Origin of the sequence: Arabiibacter massiliensis (genome assembly GCF_902386925.1) — a bacterium.
GTDB classification, from domain to species: domain Bacteria; phylum Actinomycetota; class Coriobacteriia; order Coriobacteriales; family Eggerthellaceae; genus Arabiibacter; species Arabiibacter massiliensis.
Window position 1 is genome coordinate 1,755,704 of sequence record NZ_LR698996.1, and the last position, 22,693, is coordinate 1,778,396.

The 22,693-nt window shown below is 67.5% G+C and carries 18 protein-coding genes; 9 read left to right on the forward strand and 9 right to left on the reverse strand.

All coding sequences use genetic code 11. The features are described 5' to 3' along the window. Window positions 1-174 precede the first annotated feature (174 nt). From FX134_RS07525 to FX134_RS07535, 3 genes are all read left to right on the forward strand, one after another. Window positions 175-1,389 carry a diphosphate--fructose-6-phosphate 1-phosphotransferase gene (locus FX134_RS07525; protein ID WP_080799896.1) on the forward strand — a complete coding sequence of 405 codons (1,215 nt, stop codon included), beginning with the start codon at window positions 175-177 and terminating at the stop codon, window positions 1,387-1,389. A gap of 121 nt (window positions 1,390-1,510) precedes the next feature. Next, window positions 1,511-2,767 (forward strand): glycoside hydrolase family 3 protein, encoded by a 1,257-nt coding sequence (locus FX134_RS07530; RefSeq protein ID WP_080799898.1) that lies wholly within the window; start codon window positions 1,511-1,513, stop codon window positions 2,765-2,767. Window positions 2,768-2,905: 138 nt separating this feature from the next. Continuing rightward, a complete protein-coding gene (locus FX134_RS07535; RefSeq protein WP_080799901.1) occupies window positions 2,906-3,229 on the forward strand; it encodes a heavy metal-binding domain-containing protein in 324 nt (107 codons plus the stop codon). Here FX134_RS07535 and FX134_RS07540 read toward each other — a convergent pair. The 7 genes from FX134_RS07540 to FX134_RS07570 all read right to left on the reverse strand — a co-directional run bounded on the left by FX134_RS07540 (window position 3,226) and on the right by FX134_RS07570 (window position 10,455). Then, window positions 3,226-4,533, reverse strand: a complete 1,308-nt coding sequence (locus FX134_RS07540; protein ID WP_080799904.1) for an MFS transporter — start codon at window positions 4,531-4,533, stop codon at window positions 3,226-3,228. The genes FX134_RS07535 and FX134_RS07540 overlap by 4 nt on opposite strands. A 173-nt stretch (window positions 4,534-4,706) precedes the next feature. Next, window positions 4,707-5,393: a TetR/AcrR family transcriptional regulator gene (locus tag FX134_RS07545; RefSeq protein WP_080799907.1), complete on the reverse strand. Its 687-nt coding sequence runs from the start codon at window positions 5,391-5,393 to the stop codon at window positions 4,707-4,709. A gap of 129 nt (window positions 5,394-5,522) precedes the next feature. Next, complete coding sequence (locus FX134_RS07550) at window positions 5,523-6,401, reverse strand: sensor histidine kinase (RefSeq protein WP_080799910.1); 879 nt, start codon at window positions 6,399-6,401, stop codon at window positions 5,523-5,525. An 18-nt stretch (window positions 6,402-6,419) separates the two neighbouring features. After that, the gene (locus FX134_RS07555; RefSeq protein ID WP_080799913.1) at window positions 6,420-7,331 is read right to left on the reverse strand and encodes a hypothetical protein; all 912 of its coding nucleotides are present in this window, start codon (window positions 7,329-7,331) and stop codon (window positions 6,420-6,422) included. Beyond that, a complete protein-coding gene (locus FX134_RS07560; protein ID WP_080799917.1) occupies window positions 7,324-8,232 on the reverse strand; it encodes an ATP-binding cassette domain-containing protein in 909 nt (302 codons plus the stop codon). Before FX134_RS07560 ends, FX134_RS07555 begins: the two co-directional genes overlap by 8 nt. Window positions 8,233-8,328: 96 nt before the next feature. Continuing rightward, the gene (locus FX134_RS07565; protein WP_080799920.1) at window positions 8,329-9,057 is read right to left on the reverse strand and encodes a response regulator transcription factor; all 729 of its coding nucleotides are present in this window, start codon (window positions 9,055-9,057) and stop codon (window positions 8,329-8,331) included. A gap of 36 nt (window positions 9,058-9,093) precedes the next feature. Further along, complete coding sequence (locus tag FX134_RS07570; RefSeq protein ID WP_080799922.1) at window positions 9,094-10,455, reverse strand: ATP-binding protein; 1,362 nt, start codon at window positions 10,453-10,455, stop codon at window positions 9,094-9,096. Window positions 10,456-10,658: 203 nt separating this feature from the next. Between FX134_RS07570 and FX134_RS07575 the strand changes: the two genes are divergently transcribed. Beyond that, the gene (locus FX134_RS07575; protein ID WP_080799925.1) at window positions 10,659-11,171 is read left to right on the forward strand and encodes a nitroreductase family protein; all 513 of its coding nucleotides are present in this window, start codon (window positions 10,659-10,661) and stop codon (window positions 11,169-11,171) included. 207 nt (window positions 11,172-11,378) lie between these two features. Here FX134_RS07575 and FX134_RS07580 read toward each other — a convergent pair whose 3' ends face one another. After that, window positions 11,379-12,749, reverse strand: a complete 1,371-nt coding sequence (locus FX134_RS07580; RefSeq protein WP_080799929.1) for an MATE family efflux transporter — start codon at window positions 12,747-12,749, stop codon at window positions 11,379-11,381. 391 nt (window positions 12,750-13,140) lie between these two features. Here FX134_RS07580 and FX134_RS07585 point away from each other — a divergent pair, with 391 nt between their 5' ends. Together FX134_RS07585 and FX134_RS07590 are read left to right on the forward strand one after the other, a co-directional pair. Next, a complete protein-coding gene (locus FX134_RS07585) occupies window positions 13,141-14,565 on the forward strand; it encodes a C69 family dipeptidase (protein ID WP_172623416.1) in 1,425 nt (474 codons plus the stop codon). A gap of 197 nt (window positions 14,566-14,762) precedes the next feature. Next, window positions 14,763-16,181 carry an L-cystine transporter gene (locus FX134_RS07590; protein ID WP_080799937.1) on the forward strand — a complete coding sequence of 473 codons (1,419 nt, stop codon included), beginning with the start codon at window positions 14,763-14,765 and terminating at the stop codon, window positions 16,179-16,181. Between the two features lies 1 nt (window position 16,182). Here the strand turns inward: FX134_RS07590 and FX134_RS07595 are convergent, their stop codons facing one another. Further along, window positions 16,183-16,974 carry an HAD family hydrolase gene (locus tag FX134_RS07595; protein WP_080799941.1) on the reverse strand — a complete coding sequence of 264 codons (792 nt, stop codon included), beginning with the start codon at window positions 16,972-16,974 and terminating at the stop codon, window positions 16,183-16,185. Window positions 16,975-17,527: 553 nt separating this feature from the next. On the opposite strand from FX134_RS07595, the gene FX134_RS07600 reads away from it, so the two are divergent. The 3 genes from FX134_RS07600 (at window position 17,528) to FX134_RS07610 (ending at window position 22,586) form a co-directional block, all read left to right on the forward strand. Then, on the forward strand, window positions 17,528-18,970 hold the full coding sequence (locus FX134_RS07600) for an IS3 family transposase (RefSeq protein ID WP_087881547.1): 1,443 nt from the start codon (window positions 17,528-17,530) through the stop codon (window positions 18,968-18,970). Window positions 18,971-19,325: 355 nt separating this feature from the next. After that, on the forward strand, window positions 19,326-20,498 hold the full coding sequence (locus tag FX134_RS07605) for a helix-turn-helix domain-containing protein (RefSeq protein WP_080799948.1): 1,173 nt from the start codon (window positions 19,326-19,328) through the stop codon (window positions 20,496-20,498). A 162-nt stretch (window positions 20,499-20,660) separates the two neighbouring features. After that, on the forward strand, window positions 20,661-22,586 hold the full coding sequence (locus tag FX134_RS07610) for a flavocytochrome c (RefSeq protein WP_080799952.1): 1,926 nt from the start codon (window positions 20,661-20,663) through the stop codon (window positions 22,584-22,586). Window positions 22,587-22,693 lie beyond the last annotated feature (107 nt).

The following is a 22,693-nucleotide window of genomic DNA, read 5'->3' on the forward strand; positions in this document are numbered from 1 at the left end:
GGCCCGGCTTTGCCCAACCGCCTTTGGCCTGCGCCTGGCCAGGTTGCGCCTGAGCGAGGTAACCGCCTATTGCGGACTTCAAGCGGCCTTTTGCGAGGCCGAGGGCGCAAGAAGTTGACGAAAAGGCCTCGTCGCGCGATACTTTGCAGCTACCGAAGAGAACAGGAGCACGTCATGGGCAACTGCCTCATCGCTCAATCCGGTGGCCCCACAGCCGTCATCAACTCCAGCCTGGCCGGCGTCGTGCGCGCCAACCAGCTGAACCCCGTGTACGACCGCGTGTACGGCGGCCTGTACGGCATCGAGGGAACGCTCGACGGCCAGCTCTACGACCTCACCGACCTCACCGGCCGCGACATCGAACTGTTGCAGCAGACGCCGTCGTCGGCGCTCGGCACGTGCCGCTACAAGCTCAAGCGCGGCAACGACGCCGACTACCGCCGCCTGGCCGAGGTCATGGACGCGCACGACATCACGACGATGTTCTACATCGGCGGCAACGACTCCATGGACACCGTGGACGCGCTGGCCGAGTGGGCGCGCGACAACGCGCCGGACAAGCGCTTCATCGGCATCCCGAAAACGGTGGACAACGACCTCGTGCCCGTGGACCACTGCCCCGGCTTCCCGAGCGCGGCGAAGGTGGCCTGCGAGATCACGCACGCCACGTACCTGGACTACGCCGCCTACACGCGCCCCGAGGTGTTCGTGCTCGAGGCCATGGGCCGCGACGCGGGGTGGCTCGCCGCCAGCTGCTGCATGACCGGCGACGTGGATCTGCTCGTGCTGCCCGAGGTGGACTTCGACCGCGAGGCGTTCCTGGCCGAAGTGCAGAAGAAATTCGACGAGAAGGGCAAGTGCTACATCGTCACGTCCGAGGGCGCGCACTACGCGGACGGCACGTATCTCTCCGCCGGCAACGCGGCCAACGACGGGTTCGCGCACGCCGTGCTGGGGGGTGCCGCGGCCACCATCAAGCAGATGATCGTGGACGCGGGCATCGTGCCGCGCGGCATCGTGCAGGACCTCTCGCGCGCGGCGCGCTCCAGCAACTTCGCGCAGAGCATCGTCGACCGCACCGAGGCCTGGGAGCTGGGGCTGAGCGCCCACATGCGCAGCGCCGACCCGGCGTTCACCGGTCAGGTGGTGGGCGTGCGCCGCGACGAGGCGGCCGCTGCGGAGGGCTTCTACAACGCGAAGTTCTTCGCCGCGCCGGCAGCCGAGTTCGCGAACTTCGTGCGGCACTTCCCCGCCGAGTGGATCCTGCCGAACTACCAGGGCATCGCGCCGGAGGCCCTCGACTACTTCCGCCCGCTCATCAAGGGCGAGCCGCGCGTGGTGATGGAAGGCGGCATCCCCGCCACCCTCGTGCCGTTCAACCGGCGCTAGCGGAAGCGACGTCTGCGGCCGCGCACTCAACTTTCACGTGAAGCGACGGGCTCTGCGCGAGCGGGCCCCGTCGCGCGCCTATACTGGTTCGCGCTTTTGCCGATTGCGAAGGAGGGGCGCGATGAGCCTGATCGAACAGGGAAAGCTATGGGGAAGGACGGCCGTCGTGGCCCTGGCTTTGACGATGCTTTGCTGCGCCGCCGGATGCTCCGCGCCCGCTTCGACCGACGCCCCCGACGTGGGCGCGCCCGAGTTCGACAACGTGCGCGACGAGGGCGCGGGCACGTCGTCGCCCCCGGCACCCGCGCCCGCGCCGACGCTCGACGAGCGCGCCGCGCGGAAGACGGCCTCGCTCACGCTCGAGCAGAAGGTGGCGCAGCTGTTCGTGGTCACGCCCGAGGCCCTTACCGGGGTGGACGCCGTGACGCAGGCGGGCCCCGTCACCGAGGAGGCGCTCGCCGCCCATCCGGTGGGCGGCCTCGTGTACTTCCAGAAGAACCTGCTCGACCCCGACCAGACGCGCGAGATGATTGCGAACTCCCAGGCGTACGCGCAGGAGGCGTGCGGGCTGCCGCTGCTCGTGGGCGTGGACGAGGAGGGCGGCACCGTGAGCCGCATCGGCGGCAACCCCGGCTTCGCCGTGCCCAACGCGGGGAACATGGCCGACGTGGGTGCGACGGGCGACCCGGCGCAGGCGAAGGCCGTGGCCGCGACCATCGGCGGCTACCTGCGCGAGCTGGGCTTCAACCTGGACTTCGCACCCGACGCCGACATCTGCGGCGACCCGGCCGCCGACGTCATGGCGCTGCGCTCGTTCGGAAGCGACCCCGCGGTTGTGGGCAGCATGGTATCCGCGCAGGTGGAAGGCTTCGCGGAGGCGGGCGTGCTGTGCGCCGCCAAGCACTTCCCCGGCATCGGCGGCGTGATGGGCGACAGCCACGAGGGCGCCATCGTCAGCGAGAAGACGCTCGACGAGCTGCGCGAATGGGAGCTCGTGCCCTTCGAGGCGGCCATCGACGCCGGCGTGCCGATGGTCATGGTGGGCCACCTCACCGCGCCGAACGCCACGGGCGACGACGTGCCGGCCTCGCTCAACCCGACCATCGTCACCGACCTTCTGCGCGACGAACTGGGCTTTCAGGGCCTGATCATCACCGACTCGCTGTCCATGGGCGCGGTCGGCGACTTCTGCACGCCCGACCGGGCGGGCGTCGCGGCGCTTTCGGCCGGCGCGGACCTCGTGCTGATGCCGGAGGACTTCGCCGCCGCCTACCAGGGCGTCCTCGACGCCATAAGCGCCGGCGAGCTCTCCGAGGACCGCATCGACCAGTCCGCCGTCCGCATAGTGAAGGCGAAGCTCGCCCTGGCCGGGGAGTGAGAGGGGCGTGACAAAGGGACGCCGTCCCGTCCCTTTGTCACGCCCCTCTTCATACTTTCTTAACGCGAATTCGGGCGGTTTCTTAGAGGTTGGCGGCTATACTTCTCGCCGTACGGCAACCTGTTGAAAGGAACCAGCATGATCGTCACCACCACCCCCTCCGTCGACGGCTACCGTGTGAACGGCTACTACGGCATCGTGTTCGGCGAGGTCATCACCGGCATTAACTTCCTGCGCGACTTCGGCGCGGGCATCCGCAACATCGTGGGCGGGCGCAGCGAGGGCTACGAGCACGAGCTCACGCAGGCCCGCTCCGAGGCCCTCGCCGAGCTCGAGCAGCGCGCCGCCGCCATGGGCGCGCACGCCGTGGTGGGTGTGGACATCGACTACGAGGTGCTGGGGCAGGGCAACATGCTCATGGTGACGGCGTCCGGCACTGCCGTCACGCTCGAGCAGGCCTAGGCGTCGGCCTCGCATGCTCCCGCGTCCGCGCCGGCGGGCGCGGGAGCTGCGACGGGCACCTGCTCGGGCAGGTTCGCCAGGCCCTTCTTCAGCACGCGGTACGTCACCACGGCGATGACGAGCGCCACCGCGCCCGTGCCCAGCGCCACCGGCACCAGGTTGCTGCGCAGCGCGTCGAACAGGCCGCCGTACACCAGCTGCCCCACCGGCTGCGCGCAGTTCGCCAGCGCCATGGCCAGCGCGATCACCTTCCCCACCAGGTGCGGAGGCGTTTCCAGCTGAATGAACGAGATGGCCTGGATGCTGAAGATGGTGGCGCATGCCATGCAGGCGAACAGGCTCGCCACCAGCACGCCGTAGGCCGCCATCGTGGGCAGCGCGCCGGCCAGCACGAGCGCCACGGGCAGCATGGTGAGCCCGGCGACGAACAGGAACACCGGTGCCTGGCGCAGGCTCAGCCGCTTCGCCAGCACCCCCACCAGAATGCCGCCCGCCAGGCCGCCGAGCGCGAGCGCTCCCTCCGCGAAGCCCATGTACTGGTTCGGCAGCCCGAGTATCTGCGTCACGGTGACGGGCGCGCCGATGATGATGAACGCCGACACGCTCACGTTGATGCCCGCCACCAGCACGATTACCTTGAGGATGACCGGGCGGTCGCGGCGCAGGAAGGCGAAGCTCTCGGCGATGTCGCCCGCCACGGTGCGCACGATTCCCTGGCTGCGCTCCACGCGCGTGTGCGGGATGCGCACGAATGCCACGATGAGCAGGGTGGACACGGCGAACGCCACGCCCGACACCGCCACCACAGGCTCGAGGCCGAAGAATCCGAACACCAGCCCGCCAATCACGGGGCCCACGAGGCCTGACAGCGCGCTGATCTGGCTCACGATGGCGGTGGCGCGCACGATGCTCTCGCGCGGCACGATGAAAGGCACGGCCGACTGCACCGTGGGCTGGTAGATGCTCTGCACCGCCCACAGGATGATGAGCGCGCAGATGGACATGCCGATGAGGTCGATCACGCCGTCGAGCGCGAGGTACGCGCCGCAGGTCACAGCCATGATGGCGTCGAGTACCGCCATGATGCGGCGCTTGTTCACGCGGTCGGCCGCCACCCCGCCGATGGGCGTGAGCACCAGATACGGCAGCCACGCCACCGCCGTCACCGCCCCCATGAGCGCAGCCGACCCCGTCACATTCAACACGTACAGCGGCAGGGCGAACCGCAGCACCGCGTTGCCGAACAGCGACGCGATCTGCGAGAAGATCACCGATACGAACGATGGGTTCAAAAGGCTTCCCATGCTTGCTCCCTCTCTCTTTCATACCTTCGGTTGGTATGTATCTTGGTCAAAAAAGATGCTGCGTCGAGGCAGCGGGCGAGCGGCAAGCCTCCGCGAACGGCGCTTGCCCTTTCAGCTCGAATGTTTCATGTGAAACATTCGTTCTCAATACGCAGATGTTTCACGTGAAACATTCAGTCCTCCCCCTTCCCTTTCTCGCGTTCCTTGAGCTTGCGCTCGTAGCCGTCGCGGAACTGCTCGAGCATGCCGGTGATGCGGCCGGGCCGCACGTCGAGGCCCATGAGGTGCAGCAGCTCCACGTAGTAGTCCATGCGGCGGCGCAGGCTTTCGGCGTCGGTCATGCGGACCGCGGGGCTCACCCACAGGTTCGCCAGTATGAGGATGACCTCGGCCATCTCCTGCGGGTACTCCGTGCGGATGGTGCCGTCGGCCATGCCCTCGCGAATGATGGGCTCCACGAACTGCGGCGCCACCTCGTCGATGATCGACTGGTACTGCATGCCTAGGATGCGGCTGTTCTTCACCGGGTCGGGATCGACGGCCACCTCGGCGCTCAGCGGCAGCTGCGGGCCGTCCATCGACGCCTCGAACAGGGCCTGCATCTTCTCGAGGCCGGTCATGCGCGCATCGTCGCGGATTTGCACCAAAAGCCGCATGAGGGGCTCGCTCTCGCGGTCGATGGCCGCGTCGAGGATCTCCTCCTTCGACTTGAAGTGGTGGTATACCGCGCCCTTCGTCACGTCGAGCCGATCGACGATGTCCTGGATGGTGGTGTGCTCGAAGCCCTTCTCGCGGAACAGGCGCAATGCCACGTCGAGGATGCGGCTCACCGTCTCCTCGGGGTACTTGTTGCGCGCCATGGCCACTCCCTCTCGCTTCGTCAGGCGAACGAATGTTTCACGTGAAACACTCGCGCCGTGTCCTTGATCCCACTTACATACCAACGGTATGTATAGTACGCCACTTCGCCTCGATGCGCAAGGGAGGATTTACTCCGGCAGGGCCAGCTCGATGACCAGCAAGTTTCCCTCGAGGCGCGCGCTCATGCGCATGTCCATGGCGGCGGCAAGGCTGGCGGACACGGCCAGGCCGAGGCCGCTTCCGGGCGCCGTGCGGGAGGCGTCGGCGCGGTAGAAGCGCTCGAACAGGCGCTCCGGGTCGAGCGCGGCGGCGTCGGCCACCTCGTTCGCGAACGTCACGCTGCGGCTCCGCTGCTTTACCGCGAGCGGCCCCGAGCCGTGGCGCAGCGCGTTGCCCACCAGGTTCTCGAAGATGCGCGCGAGAGCCTCGGCGTCGACGTCGGCCGTGAGGCCCTCGTCGGCGAAGTCCACGCGCGGCTCCCAACCGCGCTGCTCGAACGCGGGGAACTGTCCCACCAGCACATCGGCCAGCACGGGCAGCACCGCCGTGGGCACGAGGTCCAGATCGAGCTCGGGGTCGTTCGCCTGAGCGTAGGCGAACAGCTGGTCCAAGAGCGCGCCCATGTCGTCGAGCCGCGCCTCGGCGGCGGCCAGCCGGCGGGCGCGCCCGGCCTCATCGCCCTCGTCCTGGGCGAGGCGCAGGTACCCCTTCGCGCCCATGAGCGGCGTGCGGATGTCGTGCGAGAGGCTGGCCAGGTCGCGCTGGAACTCCTGCTGGCGACGGATGTCCTCCAGCCGCTCCTGCTGCGCGGCGTCCAGCTGGGCGTTCACCGCCTCGGCCAGCTCGGCGAACGCCCGCCCCGGCGCCTCCACCGTCATGCGCGCGTTGCTGCGCGCCTCGCGCTCGCGCAGGAAGCGCGCCATGCGACGCAGCTCCCGGCGGAAGAAGAGCGTCGCAATTCCCGCCCCGACGGCAAGGCACGCTATCCCCACCAGCACATACGTCATCCGCACGCCCTCCGCATCCTACACGTCCCTCCTCCGGCACGCCGTGAGCGCGAGCGCCGCGCACACCACCGCGATCGCTCCGAACACGATAAGCCCTTGCGCCGCCGACGACAACCCGGCCACCGCGGACCCACCCGCCTCGAACAGTGCCGTGCCTCCCGCCGCCAACCGCTGCTGCACGGACAGCGGCAGCCACTGCATCGCGTCGCCCACCAGCGGCATGGCCGGCGCGAGCACGGCGGCCGCCCCCAGCGCCATCGATTCGACGAAGCCCGTGGGCACGAGCGCCGCGAACACGACGCCGGCCACCTTGCTGCGCGTCGCCCACGCGATGAGCGCGGCGAGGAACGCGTACGCCGTCAGCACGAGCCACGAGAGGCCCGCCCAGCTCCAGTACTCGCCTGCCGTCTCCGTGCGCTCGTAGGAGAACCCGAGAACCGCGTACGCCACATCGGACAGAAGCATGCCCGCCAGCAGGAGAAACCCGCACAGAAGCGCGATCAGCACGAGCTTCTCCGCGAAGTACGCCCGGCGGTCGCCGCGCCCCGCCAGCACGTTCTTCGCGAACCCCGTTTCGAAGTCGGACGAGGCCAGAAGCTCCGCCAGCACCGCGGCGATCAGCCCGAGGAAGCCCACCATGAACGTGTTCCCGTAGGAGTAGGTGCGGCTGCCGAGGACTTTCTCGTTGAGCGCCTGCACCTCGGCCGTGTCGAGGTCGGCGCCGTTGGGCGACGTGATGGTGATGGTCGCCCCGTTCTGGCGCGCCTCCTCCAACGTCTGATCGTTCACCATCTGGGCGAACTCGGGGGTGGTGGCGAACCATACAAGGCCGGCGCCGCACATCACGACGAGCGAGAGGAGGGCCAGGCCCACCCACAGCATCTTGCCGTGCACAAGCCGGTAGACATCGGATTTCAGCAGGTTAAACATGGTGCGCACCGCCTTCCATAAGCTCGACGAAGTAGTCCTCGATGTCCCGGCGCACCGGGCTCAGCTCCAGCACCGTCTGGTCGGCGTCGTGCAGAAGCCGCGACACGGCCGCCGCGTCGCAACCGCCCGCGACGGAGAGGGCCCCGTCGGGCAACGCGCGCAGCGTGGCCTGGGGAAACGCCTCCTCCATCAGCGCGAGCGAGCGGGCCGGGTCGGCGGTGCGCACGCGCAGGCTGTCGCCGCATTCGGCCTGCATCTGCTCGGAGGTCATCTCGCGCACCATGCGGCCCTCGACGATGACGCCGAAGCGCGTGGCCACGCGGTCGAGCTGGTCGAGCACGTGCGAGCTGATGACCACCGTCACGCCGAGCGTCTGGTTCAGCCGCACGAGGAGGTTGCGCATGGCGCGCGTGCCCTCGGGGTCCAGGCCGTTCAGCGGCTCGTCGAGCAGCAGCAGGTCGGGCGAGCCCACCAGCGCGAGCGCAAGGCCCAGCCGCTGCTTCATGCCGAGCGAGAACCCCTTGGCCTTCTTCCTGCCCACGCCTTCGAGCCCCACGAGGGCGAGCGTCTCGCGGCAGCGCGCGGGGGCGTCCGCCACGCCCATGGCCAGGGCCTTCGCCATGAGGTTCTCGTGGGCAGAGAGGTTGGGCACGAGCCCCGGGGCCTCGATGAGCGCCCCCACGCGCGGCGCGCCCTCGCCCATGCGGCCGCCGAACAGCTCGATCTCGCCCTCGTCGGGCGTCACCAGCCCGCAGATCATCTTCATGACGGTGGACTTCCCCGCCCCGTTCTTCCCGACGAACCCGTAGATGTCACCCTGCGCCACGTGCAGCCCGAAATCGTCCACCACGCGTCTGCCGCGGTAGGCCTTCGCCAGCCCGCGCGTCTCAACCACGTTCATCGCGTTCCTTTCCCTTGCCGTTCGATGATACCAGCAAGCATACGGAACGGGTTTTCAGGAAGGTTAAACCGCCCTTTAAGAAAGTTTGAAGAAGCTTCACCCCACGTCGGCGGCTAGTTTGAAGCCGAGGCCCCACACCGTTTGGATGTAGCCGTCGGTGCCGGTGGGCTTGAGCTTCGCGCGGATGTTCGACACGTGCACGCTCACGGTGCTGTCGTCGACGGCGAAGGGCTCGCCCCAGGCCAGCTCGAAGAGCTCCTGCTTCGTGTACACCTTCTTCGGGTGCGCCGCCAGAAGCTCCACGATGTTGAACTCCGTGCGCGTGAGGGGCACGTCCACGCCGTCCACCGCCAGCGTGCGCGCGGCGCGGTCGACCGTCCACCTGCCCGCGCGCAGCACGTCGCCGCCGGGTTGCGGCGCGAGGGCACGCCCGCGGTGGCGCAGCTGCACCTCGATGCGCGCGAGCAGCTCGTCCAGGTCGAAGGGCTTTGCCAGGTAGTCGTCGGCCCCCAGCTTCAGCAGGTCCACCTTGTCGGTGGCGGCCGTGCGCGCCGAAGTCACGATGATGGGCGTGGCGGCGTCGGTCGCGCGGATGAGGCGCACGATGTCCTCGCCGGGAAGGCCCGGCAGCATGAGGTCGCACACCACCACGTCGAAGCCCTCGCCGCGCGCAGCCGCCGCCTCCAGCACGAGTCGCGCCTCCGTGCCCGAGAACGCCTGCGTGCACGCGTATCCCGCATGCCCCAGGTGATCGGCCACGATGCCGCTGATGTCCGCATCGTCCTCCACGATGAGCACGGTCAAGCCGGACGCTGCATCCATCATGCTCGCCCCTTCCTCATTCATGATTCGCGCCTGCGCTCACAGACAGAATCCCATGTACAACGGCAGGTACGCCCGGTCGCCGTCAAGCTTGAGCTGCTTGGGATGCAAAACATACTGGGTCCCAACGCGTTTGCCGAACTTCTTCTTGAAACGGTCGAGCGACTTCGTGCCGTACTGCCGGGGCGACTTCACCTCCAGCGGGCAAACGCGAGGTTTCATGGCCGCATCGGCGTAAGGGCGCACGATGAGGAAGTCGACCTCCATGCGCTCCTCGCCCTCCTTCTTCCCCGACTGGGAATAAAAGAACAGCCGATGCCCGTTCGCATGAAGCATCTGGGCCACGACGTTCTCCGTGAGCATCCCCTCGTTGAGCCCTATCTCGCCGCGCAGCACGGCGCGATACACGCTCTCGTCCGTGCGGGCGTTGTCGGCGAAGGCAAGCGAAACGAGCAGCCCCGTGTCCGCCAGATAGCACTTCAAGGAAGATTGCGTCATGTTGAGCGAAAGGCCCACGCCCGGATCCGAGCAGGCGAAGCAGATGTTGGCCATGCGCGCGTCGGCCAGCCAGAAGAACGCCTCCTCATAGGTTCTCATGCGCGCGCTCTTGCTGATGGAGCTTAGAGTGAACTTCTTCTCATGCTTTGACAGCTGGCCCGGAATGCCGTCGAGCACCGACACCACCTTGAACTCGTAGCCGCGCGCGAATCTCGCCACGTCGTTGCGGTACAAGTCGAGGATCTGGCGCTTCGCCGCATCAACCGGCTCGAACTTTCGCTGCTCCACGTAGATGCTCACCGGGCCGGGCATGCCTCCCACCAGGACGTACTCTCTCAGAAGCCCCATAGCGCGGCGATGCAGGCCGTCTGGCAGGGGCTTCAAGCCTTCGAACTGCCTGCGGATAAGGGTCGCCAGCTTTTCCTCGCCCATCCCCCACAGGAACTCCTCGAAATCCAGCGGATTGAGCTCGATGGACTCCTCCTCGGACGGAACCACGATGCCGTCCACGTTCTGCTTGATGGACAGCAGCGACCCGGTTTCGATGTAGTCGTAGCGTCCGTCGGCCACGAGGTATTTGAGCAGGCCTCGAGCCGTTGGAAACATCTGGACTTCGTCGAAAACGATAAGCGTATCGCGTTCGTGCAGGTCAACTCCATAGTACGTGGACAGGTAGAGGAACAGCGTGTCGAAGTCGGTGCGATAGTCCTCAAAATAGTGCCTCACTTCGGCGGGCACCTGGAAAAAATCTATGATCAGGCAGGAGGCATACTCGTTGCGGCCGAACTCCTCCACAAGCGTGCTCTTTCCCACGCGTCGTGCTCCTTCAACCAGCAACGCAGTCTTCCCGTTGCGGTCGTTCTTCCATTCGAGAAGCCGGTCGTACGCCTTTCGCTTCAGCATGGCATCCTCTCTTTGCACGATGCGCAGAACTTACCCTGCCAAGTATTGCACGATGCGCAGAACTTTACAACTGTCTCTATGCACGAAAGCCGGGTCTTGCGCCGGATCACTGTCTCACTTATTGTTCGGTGCCTACTTGCTTGTTCGATAGCTTTTCTTATCATGGAAGGCGAAGCGAACCCGCACGAGAGAAGGAGCCTTCCATGTCGTTTCTGAACCTCGCCAAGCAGCGCTGCTCGATCCGCGCCTACGAGCCCACGCCCGTGAAGCCGGAAGAGATCGCGACTATCGTGGAGGCGGCCCGCGTCGCGCCGACCGCAGCGAACCGCCAGCCCGTGCGCATCATCCAGGTGGAGAGCGAAGACGGGCTGGCGAAGCTCGCGCGCGGCGCCAACTTCTACGGCGCGCCGCTCGCGTTCATCGTGTGCGCCGACGCCGAGCGCGCGTGGAAGCGCCCCGTCGACGGCATGGTGTCCACCGACATCGATGCCTCCATCGTGTGTGACCACATGATGCTCGCGGCCGCCGACCTGGGCCTCGGCAGCCTGTGGATCTGCGGCTTCGACCCTGCAACGGTGCGCGAGGCGTTCGATCTGCCCGCCTCGCTCATTCCGGTGAACATCCTGGCCGTGGGGCACGCCGCCGGCGACTGGAAGAGCCCCAATCGCCATGCCACTGACCGTATCCCCCTGGATGAGCTGGTGACCAAGGCGTAGGCGACGCAGCGGAGGTTCCTGCCCTATTGTCAGAGCGCGCGGGGCCAACGCACGTTTTTTCGACCGGATTGGCAATTTGGAACGCATATGCACTCGCTCTTCGGCGCGCTGGATTTCGCCACCAGGCATTTCTTCCGGAAGGTTGGCCTCGCGGGCTTCCAGAAGGGTCGTTTTGGGTGCATATGCGTTCCGTTTTGCCAAATCCGGCTACTTTTCCTGCGCCACCCCGCGCGAGCGCGTCCAGTGGCGCAGGTATGCGCCGCCGATGAGGGCAGGGATCACCGGAGAGGCGGCCTGCGCCACAAAGATGCCCACGTAACCGAAGCCGAGCGCACCGGAGAGCAGAAACGCCAGGCCGAAGCGCACGGCGAACGCATCGATGAGTGAGTTCGCCAGCACGAGGCGCGGCGAGCCGGCCCCGAGCGCGAACGAGTCGAAGCTGTACATGGCCGCGTAGAACAGGCCGTTCACGCTGCATGTGATGCGCAGGTAGAGCACCGCGATGTCGAGCTGCGCACCGGGCGCAAGTCCGTAGAGCGCCGCGATGGCCGGCGCGAACAGCTGGATGAGCGCCTGGATGCCCAGCGTGACGCCGATGTTGAAGCGCGCTCCCAGCCGCGCCACGTCGCGGGCGCGAGCGAGCTCGCCGGCGCCGGCGCACTGCGCGGCCGCCGTGGTGATGGCCTGCCCGATGGCCCAGCACGGCAGCCCCGCGATGGTGCTGATCTGCAGCCCCACGCCAGCAGCTGCGGCTACGTCCACGCCGTAGCGGTTGAGCAGGCCGGTGACCAGCGCGTACGACAGGTTCACCACCGCCATCTGCACGGCAGAGGGCACGCCGACCGAAAGCACCGCGCGCACGTCGTCGCCAAGACCGCTCGCGAACACGCCGCACCCGAGCACGCGCCCCGCCGGGAAGCGCCGCCACGCCAGCGCGAGCGCGAGCAGCGCCGAGAGCCCCTGCGCAACCACCGTAGCCACCGCCGCGCCCGGCACGCCCAGGCCGGCCGGGCCAACGAGCACCAGGTCGAGCGCCACGTTCACGAACGTCGCCGCGCCCACCAGCACCAATGGCGTCCAGGCGTCGCCCTGCGCCTTCAAGAACGCGGCCGCAGCGTTCATGAGGAACGGCCCCACCGCCCCGCAGCACAAAACTGTCGTGTAGGCCACGGCCCCGTCGAGCGCCGCCGCCGGCACCGCGTTCGCCATGAACGCGGGCCGTGCGAGCAGCACGCCGGCCACCGCGATGCCTACCGACGCCAGCAGCGCCACCGCGAGCGTGGCCGCGTAGGCGCGCCGCTGAGCAGCCACGTCGCGAGCGCCCACCGCCCGCGCAACCACCACGCCGCCGCCCGCCGTGAGGCCGATGACGAACGCGTTCACCAAAAAGACGGCGTTCACCGCATTGCTCATGGACACGAGCCCCACGTCGCCCACCACCTGGCCGACCACCACCATATCGACGGCCTGGTACACGTACTGCAAGATGTTCACCGCCATAAGCGGCAAGGCGAACGAGAGCAGCTGCCGGAACAGCGGGCCCTTAGAGAAAGAAACGGTCGACGCGGAAGAAGCCATAAGTTCACCTCGGAAGATCGGAGTGCGGAAACGGAAGGCCGCGCGAGCCGCCCTGGGCCCGCGCGTGAAAAAGCGCCGCGGACGAAGCCATCCGCGGCGCTTGAGGTTTCCGGCATCCCGGCATCGACGATGAGGCGAGCCCTTAGGCGGCGCGCCTCCCGATGCCGATGACTATGTCCGTCCCTGCTCCGTGCGATGCTTCATCGGCGATCACGCGCGGAGCGGCAGCCCTGCAAAGTTTCATGGTTCCTCCGAATGAGGTGAACAACGCCGCCCAGCATACCGCGCCGCGCAGGGCGCGTCAACCGGATGCGAAAGCAGCGCGACAGCCTCCCCTCGCAGCGGGCGAACAACTACAATGAGGGAAGTCCGCCGATCGAGAGGAGCCGCCATGGCCCGCACCACCCATTGCGCTTGCACGTCCGTCCTTGTGGGGAAGGCGGCAACCATCGACGGCTCGATCCTCATCGCGCGCACCGAGGACAACTCGAGCGCCTGCGCGCCGAAGCGCTTCACCGTGATGCCCGCGCGCTCCAAGCACGAGACGTTCGTCTCGGCAAACAACGGCTTCACGATGAAGCTTGAGGGTGCGCGCCTGCGCCACACCTCCACGCCCGAGGCCGACCCCGCCGAGGGCAACTACGAGGAAGCTGGCATCAACGAGGCGGGCGTGGCTATGAGCGCCACCGAGTCCACCTACGCCAACGAGCGCGCGCTCGCGTGCGACCCGCTCGTGGAAGAAGGCGGCCTTGCCGAGGACGCGCTGGTCAGCATCGTGCTGCCGTTCATTCGCACGGCGCGCGAAGGCGTGCGGCGTGTGGGCGAGATCGTTGCCGCGCACGGCTCGGCGGAGAGCAACTCCATCCTGTTCGCCGACGCCGACGAGGCATGGTACCTGGAGCTGGCCACCGGGCACCACTGGGCGGCGCAGCGCATCCCCGACGACGCCTACGCCGTGTGCGCGAACCGCATCTCCATCCAGGAGATCGACTTCGGCTCCGACGACTTCATGACCTCCGAGGGCATCCGGGAGTTCGTGGACGCGAACCGCCTGAACCCCTGCCCCGGCACGTTCGACTTCCGGCGCATCTTCGGCACGTACACTCAGCAGGATGTGCACTACAACGCGCCGCGCGTGTGGTTCGGGCAGCGCCTGTTCACGCCCGAGGCCGTTCAGCAACCCGAGGACCTGGACCTGCCGTTCATACGTCGCGCGAACCGCCTGATCGGCGTTGACGACGTGGCGCAGCTGCTCAGCTCACACTTCGAGGGCACGGCGTTCGACCCGCTGGGATCCGACGGCGACGAGCGCAGCCGCACGCGCTACCGCGCCGTGTCGCTCTCGCGCACGCAGGAGGGCCACATCCTGCAGATACGCCCCGGTCTGCCGCCCGAGCGCGCCCACGTCCACTGGGTGGCGCTGGCCACGACCGCATTCTCGCCGTTCGTACCGTTCTTCGCGAACGCCTCGGCCGCGCACCCCGCCTGGGAAAGCGTCGCCACCCGTCCCGACGCATCGAGCGCCTACTGGCTGCTGCGCACGCTCGGCATGCTGGCCGAGAGTCGCTGGCCCCAGACGGCCCGCGACGTGGACGACTGGCTGAAGGCGTGCCGCCAGAAAGCCCATGCGTTCGTCGCCGACACCGACCGCGCCTGCGAGGGTCTGGAGGGCAAGGCGCTCACCGAGGTCCTGACCAGCGCGAACCATGCGTTCATGGAAGAGATGCTGGCCGATGCGCGCACGCTCGCGCAGAACCTGATGATGGCCGCCGCCGAGGACTCCCGCCTGTCGTTCGACATGGACGCGAATCTGTAAGGGCACGAAGGGCGTGCAACCGGGCAAAGATTCCGCTCCTTGCGAGCGGGTCGAGCGTGCCGCAGGCATGGGAGGGATCGAATAGGCGGCGAGCAATCGGTTCGGCAACGGGGGCGAGACGGTTGCGGGCGGAGGGCCGGGCAGATTCTCGCGCGCGGGATACTGGGCGGTGACTCCGTCAAGAAAGCTGATCGCCCATGCCGTTCGACACCCTGCTTCCCGCCCTCGCCGTGTTGGCCGTGTTCGTCGGCCTGCTGGTGGTGCTGTGGCTACTGAAGCGGCGCGGCGTCGGGTTCACACCGAGAGTGTTCACGGCGCTGGGGCTGGGAATCGCGCTGGGCGTGGGCATCCAGCTCGCGCTCGGCCGCGGAAGCGAGGCGGCCACGGCGGCGCTCGATTGGATGGCCGTCGTGGGCCAGGGCTACATCGCCCTCTTGAAGATGCTCGTGATGCCGCTCGTGTTCGTGGCCATCGTGGGCGCGTTCACCCGCACTCAGGCCACCGAGCACCTGGGACGCATCGGGGCCGTGGTGCTGGCGGTGCTCCTGGGCACCGTAGCGGTGGCGGCGCTCACCGGCTGGGCGGCCGTCGTGCTCTCCGGCCTTGCGGGCGCGAGCTTCACCGACGCGGGGGCGAGCGCGAATGCCGCGAGCCTTGAGGCCCTGCAAGCCGGCCAGCAGCAGGTGGCCGACCTCACGCTGCCGCAGATGATCCTCTCGTTCATCCCCGTGAACGTGTTCGCCGACCTGGCCGGAAGCCGTGCCACGTCCACCATCGCCGTAGTCATCTTCGCCGCCATCGTGGGGCTCGCGTACCTCAAGCTGCGCGACAGGGACTCCGAGCAGGCCGACTTTTTCAAGCAGCTCATCGACAGCCTGTACGGCATCGTCATGCGCATCGTGGCCATGGTGCTCGCGCTCACGCCCTACGGCGTGCTCGCCCTCATCGCCCACGTCATGGCCACGAGCGATTACGCCGCCGTGCTCGACCTGGGGAAGTTCGTGGCCGTGTCCTACGGGGCGCTCGCGTTCATGTTCCTCGTGCACCTCGTTATCCTGTTTGCGAACCGCGTGAGCCCGCTCGCCTACGTGCGCAAGGCGTTCCCCGTGCTCAGCTTCGCGTTCGTGGCGCGCTCGAGCGCGGGCGCGGTGCCGCTCAACATCGAGACGCAGACGCACGCGCTCGGCGTGGATGAGGCCACGGCCAACTTCGCCGCCAGCTTCGGCATGTCCATCGGGCAGAACGGGTGCGCGGGCATCTATCCGGCCATGCTGGCCACCATCATCGCGCCCACAGTGGGCATCGACGTGCTCTCGCCCACGTTCGTGGCGGGGCTCGTGGCGGTGGTGGTGATCAGCTCGTTCGGCGTGGCGGGCGTGGGCGGCGGCGCGACGTTCGCCTCGCTCATCGTGCTGGGAACCATGGGGCTGCCCATCGAGATCGTGGGGCTTCTGGCCTCGGTGGAGCCACTCATCGACATGGGCCGCACCGCGCTCAACGTGAGCGACTCCATGGTGGCCGGCGTCACCGCGTCGAACGCCATCGGCGCCCTCGACCGCACCGTGCTGCGTGACCCCGCCGCCCGCGTGAGCAGCGACGGGCATGGGGGGATGTAGGTCAGCCCAGCTCCCCCAACAGCTTCCGCAGCTCGTTCTGCACGGCGTTTTCGGCGTTGGTGCCTATGACCTGGTCGGCTATCTGCTTGATGGCGGAGCGGGCGTTGCCCATGGCCACGCTCGTGCCGGCCATGCGCAGGATCTCGTAGTCGTTCATGGAGTCGCCGAACGCCATCATCTCGTTGGCGGCGATGCCGTGGGCATCGAGCACCTGCTCGATGCCGGTGGCCTTCGTCACGCCGCGCTGCATGACGTCGATCCACTTGCGGCCCGACGGGGCGAACACGAAATCGCCGTCCAGCTCGCGCGTGAGGATGTAGGCCATGTCCATGACGGCGTCGTCGCAGTACACCGACGCTTTCAGGATGTTCACCTGCGGCGCGGGCACGGCAAAGGCGCGCACCGGGTTCGGCAGGTTCTTGTCCACCTCGCGCTCGAAGCGCGCCTCGTCGTCCAGCAGGTAGCTGCGCGTCTCATCGAACAGCGCCAGGTGCATGGTGTCGAACATGCCCACCACGCGAGCGAGCCGCCGCACCGCCGCATGCGAGAATACCTCCAGGTCAACCAGCTCGCCGGCCACCACTACCTGCGCGCCGTTGGAGGCCACGAAGTCCATGCTGTCCACCACGGGCTCGAACAGCTCGCACAGCGTGTCGAACCGCCGCCCCGACGAGGCGACGAACCGCAGCCCCGCCTCGCGCAGGCGCAGGATGAGGTCGTGCGCGCCCGCGGGCACACGCTCGTTCTCGTCGAGGAATGTGCCGTCCATGTCGCTGGCTATGAGTTTGATCATGCGGGGATGCTCCTTCGCGTTCGCAGATACTTCCACCACCATGCTAATACGCGCGACTTCGCCCGATATACAGCACACAAAGACTTTGCAGGAATTTGAACAAGTTGATACTTTGCGAACAGGGCTTGCTGCATGAGCAACGCTGCCCTCCTACCGACACTTACCGTCATAATTGCCGACATTATTCCCTTTTATGTCGGTAATAGAATCACCCTCGTTCAGCTCGCGCACCCAATCGAATGCGGTGAACACGCGCGAACAGAAAGGCTGGCCTCCTTTGACCCGCAATCGGCCCCTCGGGGGAGCACTGTGCACGAATCCAGACCACATACGCGCAAAAACCTCCCTCGTGAAAGGATTCCGGCGAGCTGCGCGGGTACCGACTTTCTGCGACCTGCGGAAACGCCGGCGCGCCACCACCCAGGGAAGCCCGCAGACGTCCTTTTCCGCCCCCGATCCTTTCACGTCGGGGATGCGGCAGGAAGTTGGACCGCCTCGAGGCGGTCCACGACCGATCGAAGCGGCCCCGCAGGGGCCGCGAGGAGGGAGCCGCATGTACACGGAGAGGGAGAAGGTCCGATACGTCGAGATGATGTGGGCCGAGGGGTTCACGCCCTGCGCCGCGTGGCGCAAGTGGGGAGCCCCGTCCAGGACCTCGCTCAGGGAATGGGAGAAGCGGGCGGAGCGGGGCGAGCTGCCCGCCGAGAGGCCCAGGACGGTCGGGCGGGTCGACCACGAGCCCCACGCCCACTACCCCAAGGCGACCGTCGAGGAGGCGGTGCGCCTGCACAAGCTGGGCGAGAAGAGGTCCCACATCGCCCGCCGGCTCGGCATCACCGACGCGGGCGTCGTGACGAGCTGGGTCGCCCGGGACCGAAAGCGCGCTATCATGTCCGAGACGGGCGCGCAGGGCGCGCCGCGCGAGGCGAGGCGAAGGGAGCCCCGGGACATGGCCGAGGCGTCGGGATCGGAAGAGGAGGCCGCGCGGCTGCGCGCCGAGCTGGAGGAGGCGCTCTTCGAGGTCGCCGTCTACAAGGAGCTGGTGCGCGACCCAAAAGCCGAAGGCCCGGCGAGCCTCTCGAAGAGGCGGCTCGTCGCGTTGGGCGAGAGGCTCAGGCGGGAGTGCGGGCTCTCCCTGGCCCGGGTGCTGACTTTCTTCCGGATGCCCAAGAGCACCTACCTCTACCACCGGGCGAGGCTCGATGAGCCCTGCGCGCCGCCGGCGGGATTCGACGAGGCCGTGGCCGGCGCGTTCGCGGAGAGCGGCGGGACGTACGGCTACCGGCGCGTGAGGGCCGAGCTCGAGGGCCGCGGCGTGCGCGCCCCCGAGCTCAAGGTGCGCGGGTCGATGGAGAGGCAGGGCCTGGTCGCCCGCTGCTCCCGCTCGGAGAAGAGGTGGAGCTCCTACGCCGGCGAGATCTCGGACGCCCCGGACAACCTGCTCCTCGGCGCGCGCGGGCGCCACGACTTCTCGGCGGGCGCCCCGAACGAGAAGTGGCTCACCGACATCACCGAGGTCAAGGGGCGCGACGGCAGGCTCTACCTGTCCGTCATCGTGGACTGCTTCGACGGCAGGGCCTCCGCCTGGCGGATCTCGACGAGCCCGAACGCCGAGCTCGCCGACTCCACGCTCGCCGACGCGGTCGCCACGCTCGAGGAGGGCGAGCATCCGATCATCCACTCCGACCGCGGCGCGCACTACCGCTGGAAGGGCTGGATCGCGCTGTGCGGGGAGGCGGGGCTCGTCCGCTCGATGTCGCGCAAGGCGCACAGCCCCGACAACGCGGCGTGCGAGGGCTTCTTCGGCCGGGCGAAGGTGGAGAGGCTCCACTCGCTCGTCCGCGCGGGGGCCTCGGTCGCCGAGCTCTCCGAGGCCGTCGCGGAGTACATGGCGTGGTACAATGGGGGCCGCCTCAAGGCGTTCAAGGCGGACGATGGCAGAGCGCGCTACGAGACCATCGACGGCCGCCGCAGAAGGCTCGGGCTCGCAGCCTGAGAAGTCCAAGAATCCCGCCGCACCCCCCGTCGAGGATTTTTGTGTTAGGCGAGCAGGATTTCATGCACGGCGGACGCGGCCTGTGGATTTAACGGGAAAGACAGAGCAAGTCGAACCACACGCGGTGGTCACTCTCGCGCAAAAAGGCGCGCGAAAATTTTCGACTGTTTGCGAGTCACACGTTTCCCCAGCTCACAGCTTCCGCACGCTCAGGTTGCGCGAAAAATACCCAAACGCACGGCCAGGTTGGTGGAACGGGCGAGCGGGCAACCGCATCATGGAGGCATCGGAAGCGCCGCTTCGGCCGGGAGGCGTTTCGGGTATGATGCAACTGAAACCAGAGAAGGGATTCACCATGAGCTTCGCCGACAACCTCGTCTACCTGCGCCAGCACTACGGCGTGACGCAGGAGGGCCTTGCCGAGCAGCTGGGCGTGTCGCGCCAGACCGTGTCCAAGTGGGAGGCCGGCACGAACTACCCCGAGATGGACAAGCTGCTGCAACTGTGCGACCTGTTCCACGCGAACCTCGACGACCTCATGCGCGGCAGCGTGCACGTGGCGAACACGAACGACACGGAGCGCTACGACCGCCACATGAACCGCTTCGACCTGTCCATCGCGCTGGGGGTGGCGATCATCCTCGCGGGCGTGGGCGTGCAGGTGCTCCTGGACGCTTTCGGATGGCCGGGCAACATCTCAACCGTCGCGTTCCTGTCACTCGTGGTGGTGGGCGTGGTCGTCCTCATCGTGGGCAGCCTCAACCACGGCGAGTTCAAGCGCCGCAACCCTGCCATCGAGCCGCGTTACGCCGCCGACGTCCTCGAGCGCTTCAGCCGCCGCTTCCCCGTGCTCATCGCGGGCGGCGTGGGGCTCATCCTGCTCGACGTCATCATGCTGGTGGGGCTATCGCCGGAGGACAGTTCGCTCGATCTCGTGCGCGGCGTCCGCTTGGAGGACATCCTTGTCGCGCCGTTCATGTTCGTGATGGCCGTCGCGGTGGGCACGCTCATCTGGGCGGCGATGCAGAAGTCGAAGTACGACCTGTCTGAGCTCACCTACATCGCGCACCGCCGCAACCTCGGTGCCGACCTGCCGCTCACCGCCGTGGTGAAGTCGCCCGAGCAGGTGCGCGCTGAGCGCATCATGGGCGTCATCTGCGGCTGCATCATGCTGCTGGCGCTGATCGTGTTCCTGGTGTGGGGCCTCGTTCCGCTGCTCAGCCAGACGGGCGGCTGGGACGGCCTGGACAAATGGGCGCTGAAGGACGCCATCCGCAGCGGCCAGGGCGGGTTCGCCATCAGCTGGATCGCGTTCGCGGTGGGCGGCATCCTGTGCGGCATCGTGTGGATGGTGGGCAGCGTGTTCTCCAAGTCGAAGGACGACTGGATCGCCGAAGCGCGCCAGGAAGACGCCTGGCTGAAAGTGGCCCAAGCCGACGCCAAGGAGGACCCCTGGTCCCGCGGCCCCGAACACACGGAGGCCCCTGACGCCCCAGCGGCCAGCGCCAGCGGCAAAACCTGGAAGTAGCCGCACGCGGAGCCATCCCCCCCCCTCCGCATCCGTGAAAAGTACCTTTTGGACAGGGAAAAGTACCCTTTGCGTCTAGCCTCCCTTCTTCGCCCGACGTAAGGTTTCGGCCCGTAGGGAGAAACCGAAGCCCGCCGGCGGCGGGCGGAAGGAGGGATCCATATGGGACGCACTACCGGTCGCGACGTGGTTGAGGAGGTCGCACGCGCAGGAGCTTCCAGCGGCGCGGCGCTCTTCCAGTCGAAGAACCTGAACCGCCGCACCTTCTTGCAGGGCGCGGCGTTCCTGGGCGCAAGCGGGGCCCTGCTGGGATTCGCGGGATGCTCGCCGGCGCCCACGGGCAGCACCGGCACGGCGGACGACGCGGTGGCTTCCGCATGGAAGGCCGGCACGTACAGCGCCGAGGTCACCGGGCACAACGCCCCGTTCACCATCGACGTGACGTTCTCGGACAGCGCCATCACCGCCATCGACACCAGCACGAACCAGGAATCGCTCGGCGTGGGCGCTTCGGCGCTCGAGGACCTTTCGAAGCAGATAACGGACCTTCAAACGCTCGATGTGGATTCCGTCACCGGTGCCACGCTTTCCAGCATGTGCCTGCTGCAGGGCGTAAAGGACTGCGCCGACCAGGCGGGCGCCTCGGAAGCGCTTGAGAAGAACCCCGGCCCTGAGGACAGCGTAGAGTCCTCCTACGACGCCGACGTGTGCGTGATCGGCGGAGGCGGCGCGGGCCTGACTGCCGCAATCACCGCCGTTCAGGAAGGTGCCAAGGTGGTCGTGCTGGAGAAGTGCGGCATCACCGGCGGCTCGACGAACGTCTCCGAGGGCGCGCTCAACGCGGTTGACCCCGACCGCCAGCAGAAGCAGGGCATCGAGGACTCCGTCGAAACGTTCTACCAAACCACGTACGAAGGCGGCCACGAGCAGGGCACGCCCGAGCTCATCCACTACCTCACCGACAACGCGCTTGATTCCGTGCACTGGCTCGAGTCGCTGGGAGTCGAGTTCAAAGACAAGGTGGGCTCCGCAACCGGGTCGCTGGGCGAGCGCAGCCACTACCCCGCCACACCGTCGGGCAACACCTACATCCGCTCGTTCCAGAAGTTCATCGAGGAGAACGCCGACAAGCTCACCTTGCTGCACGAGACGCAGGCAAAGGAGCTGACGGTGGAGAACGGCGCCGTGACGGGCGTGAAGGCCGTGCATCGCGGCAGCCAGGACGTCATGGTGAACGCGAAGTCGGTGGTCATCGCCACGGGCGGTTTCGGCGCGAACGTCGAGTACCGTCAGCAGGTGAACGACGGCGTATGGGCCGACGTGAAGCTGGACGATTCCATCGGCTGCACGAACATCAAGCCCTGCGCGCAGGGCGAGGGCCTCAAGCTTGCAGAGAATGCAGGCGCACAGCTCATCGGCCTGTCCGACATCCAGCTGCACCCGTGCGGCACGCCCGGCACCGGCCTCATGGAGGACATCCGCACGTCGGGGCGCAACCGCATCTTCGTCAACAAGAGCGGCGAGCGCTTCGTCAACGAGGGTGCCGAGCGCGACAAGCTGTGCAAGGCCATCTTCGCCCAGCCGGAGTCCACGTACTGGATCGTGGTTAACAAGGTACGCTATCCCTCCGAGACCGAGCCCGATGCGAACGGCGCCACCATCGAGAACATGCTGGCGCTGGGCCATATCGTGAAGGGCGAGACCGTGGAGGATCTGGCCAAGCAGACCGAGATGGACGCCGCGAAGCTGCAAGCCTCCATCGACGGCTACAACAAGGTGGTAGCCGGCGAGGCGGAGGACGCGTTCGGGTTCGAAGCCAACAACACCGCCGACCAGCAGCTCACCGAAGGCCCCTGGTACGCCTGCCGCAAGGTACCCACCGTGCACCACACCATGGGCGGCATCCGCATCGATATCGAGGCCAAGGCGCTCGACGCGAACGGCACGGCCATCCCCGGCCTGTACGCCTGCGGCGAATGCACCGGCGGCATCCACGGCAGCAACCGCCTGGGCGGCAACGCCATCGCCGACTGCATCACGTTCGGGCGCGATGCCGGAACGCAGGCGGCGAAGAACGCGCTCGCCTAGCCGCACACGCCTCTCCCGGCGCTCGGGCCGCATCATCAGGTCCGAGCGCCCCTTCCTCACGCGCCGGCCGACTCCCTCCCTTCGGTCGGCGCGCCTTCATCTTGCGC

Excerpts from the sequence above, each read along its gene's own strand:
- FX134_RS07525 (WP_080799896.1), top strand. The coding sequence starts at position 175 with ATGGGCAACTGCCTCATCGCTCAATCCGGTGGCCCCACAGCCGTCATC.
- FX134_RS07530 (WP_080799898.1), top strand. The coding sequence starts at position 1,511 with ATGAGCCTGATCGAACAGGGAAAGCTATGGGGAAGGACGGCCGTCGTG.
- FX134_RS07535 (WP_080799901.1), top strand. The coding sequence starts at position 2,906 with ATGATCGTCACCACCACCCCCTCCGTCGACGGCTACCGTGTGAACGGC.
- FX134_RS07540 (WP_080799904.1), bottom strand. The coding sequence starts at position 4,533 with ATGGGAAGCCTTTTGAACCCATCGTTCGTATCGGTGATCTTCTCGCAG.
- FX134_RS07545 (WP_080799907.1), bottom strand. The coding sequence starts at position 5,393 with ATGGCGCGCAACAAGTACCCCGAGGAGACGGTGAGCCGCATCCTCGAC.
- FX134_RS07550 (WP_080799910.1), bottom strand. The coding sequence starts at position 6,401 with ATGACGTATGTGCTGGTGGGGATAGCGTGCCTTGCCGTCGGGGCGGGA.
- FX134_RS07555 (WP_080799913.1), bottom strand. The coding sequence starts at position 7,331 with ATGTTTAACCTGCTGAAATCCGATGTCTACCGGCTTGTGCACGGCAAG.
- FX134_RS07560 (WP_080799917.1), bottom strand. The coding sequence starts at position 8,232 with ATGAACGTGGTTGAGACGCGCGGGCTGGCGAAGGCCTACCGCGGCAGA.
- FX134_RS07565 (WP_080799920.1), bottom strand. The coding sequence starts at position 9,057 with ATGATGGATGCAGCGTCCGGCTTGACCGTGCTCATCGTGGAGGACGAT.
- FX134_RS07570 (WP_080799922.1), bottom strand. The coding sequence starts at position 10,455 with ATGCTGAAGCGAAAGGCGTACGACCGGCTTCTCGAATGGAAGAACGAC.
- FX134_RS07575 (WP_080799925.1), top strand. The coding sequence starts at position 10,659 with ATGTCGTTTCTGAACCTCGCCAAGCAGCGCTGCTCGATCCGCGCCTAC.
- FX134_RS07580 (WP_080799929.1), bottom strand. The coding sequence starts at position 12,749 with ATGGCTTCTTCCGCGTCGACCGTTTCTTTCTCTAAGGGCCCGCTGTTC.
- FX134_RS07585 (WP_172623416.1), top strand. The coding sequence starts at position 13,141 with ATGGCCCGCACCACCCATTGCGCTTGCACGTCCGTCCTTGTGGGGAAG.
- FX134_RS07590 (WP_080799937.1), top strand. The coding sequence starts at position 14,763 with ATGCCGTTCGACACCCTGCTTCCCGCCCTCGCCGTGTTGGCCGTGTTC.
- FX134_RS07595 (WP_080799941.1), bottom strand. The coding sequence starts at position 16,974 with ATGATCAAACTCATAGCCAGCGACATGGACGGCACATTCCTCGACGAG.
- FX134_RS07600 (WP_087881547.1), top strand. The coding sequence starts at position 17,528 with ATGTACACGGAGAGGGAGAAGGTCCGATACGTCGAGATGATGTGGGCC.
- FX134_RS07605 (WP_080799948.1), top strand. The coding sequence starts at position 19,326 with ATGAGCTTCGCCGACAACCTCGTCTACCTGCGCCAGCACTACGGCGTG.
- FX134_RS07610 (WP_080799952.1), top strand. The coding sequence starts at position 20,661 with ATGGGACGCACTACCGGTCGCGACGTGGTTGAGGAGGTCGCACGCGCA.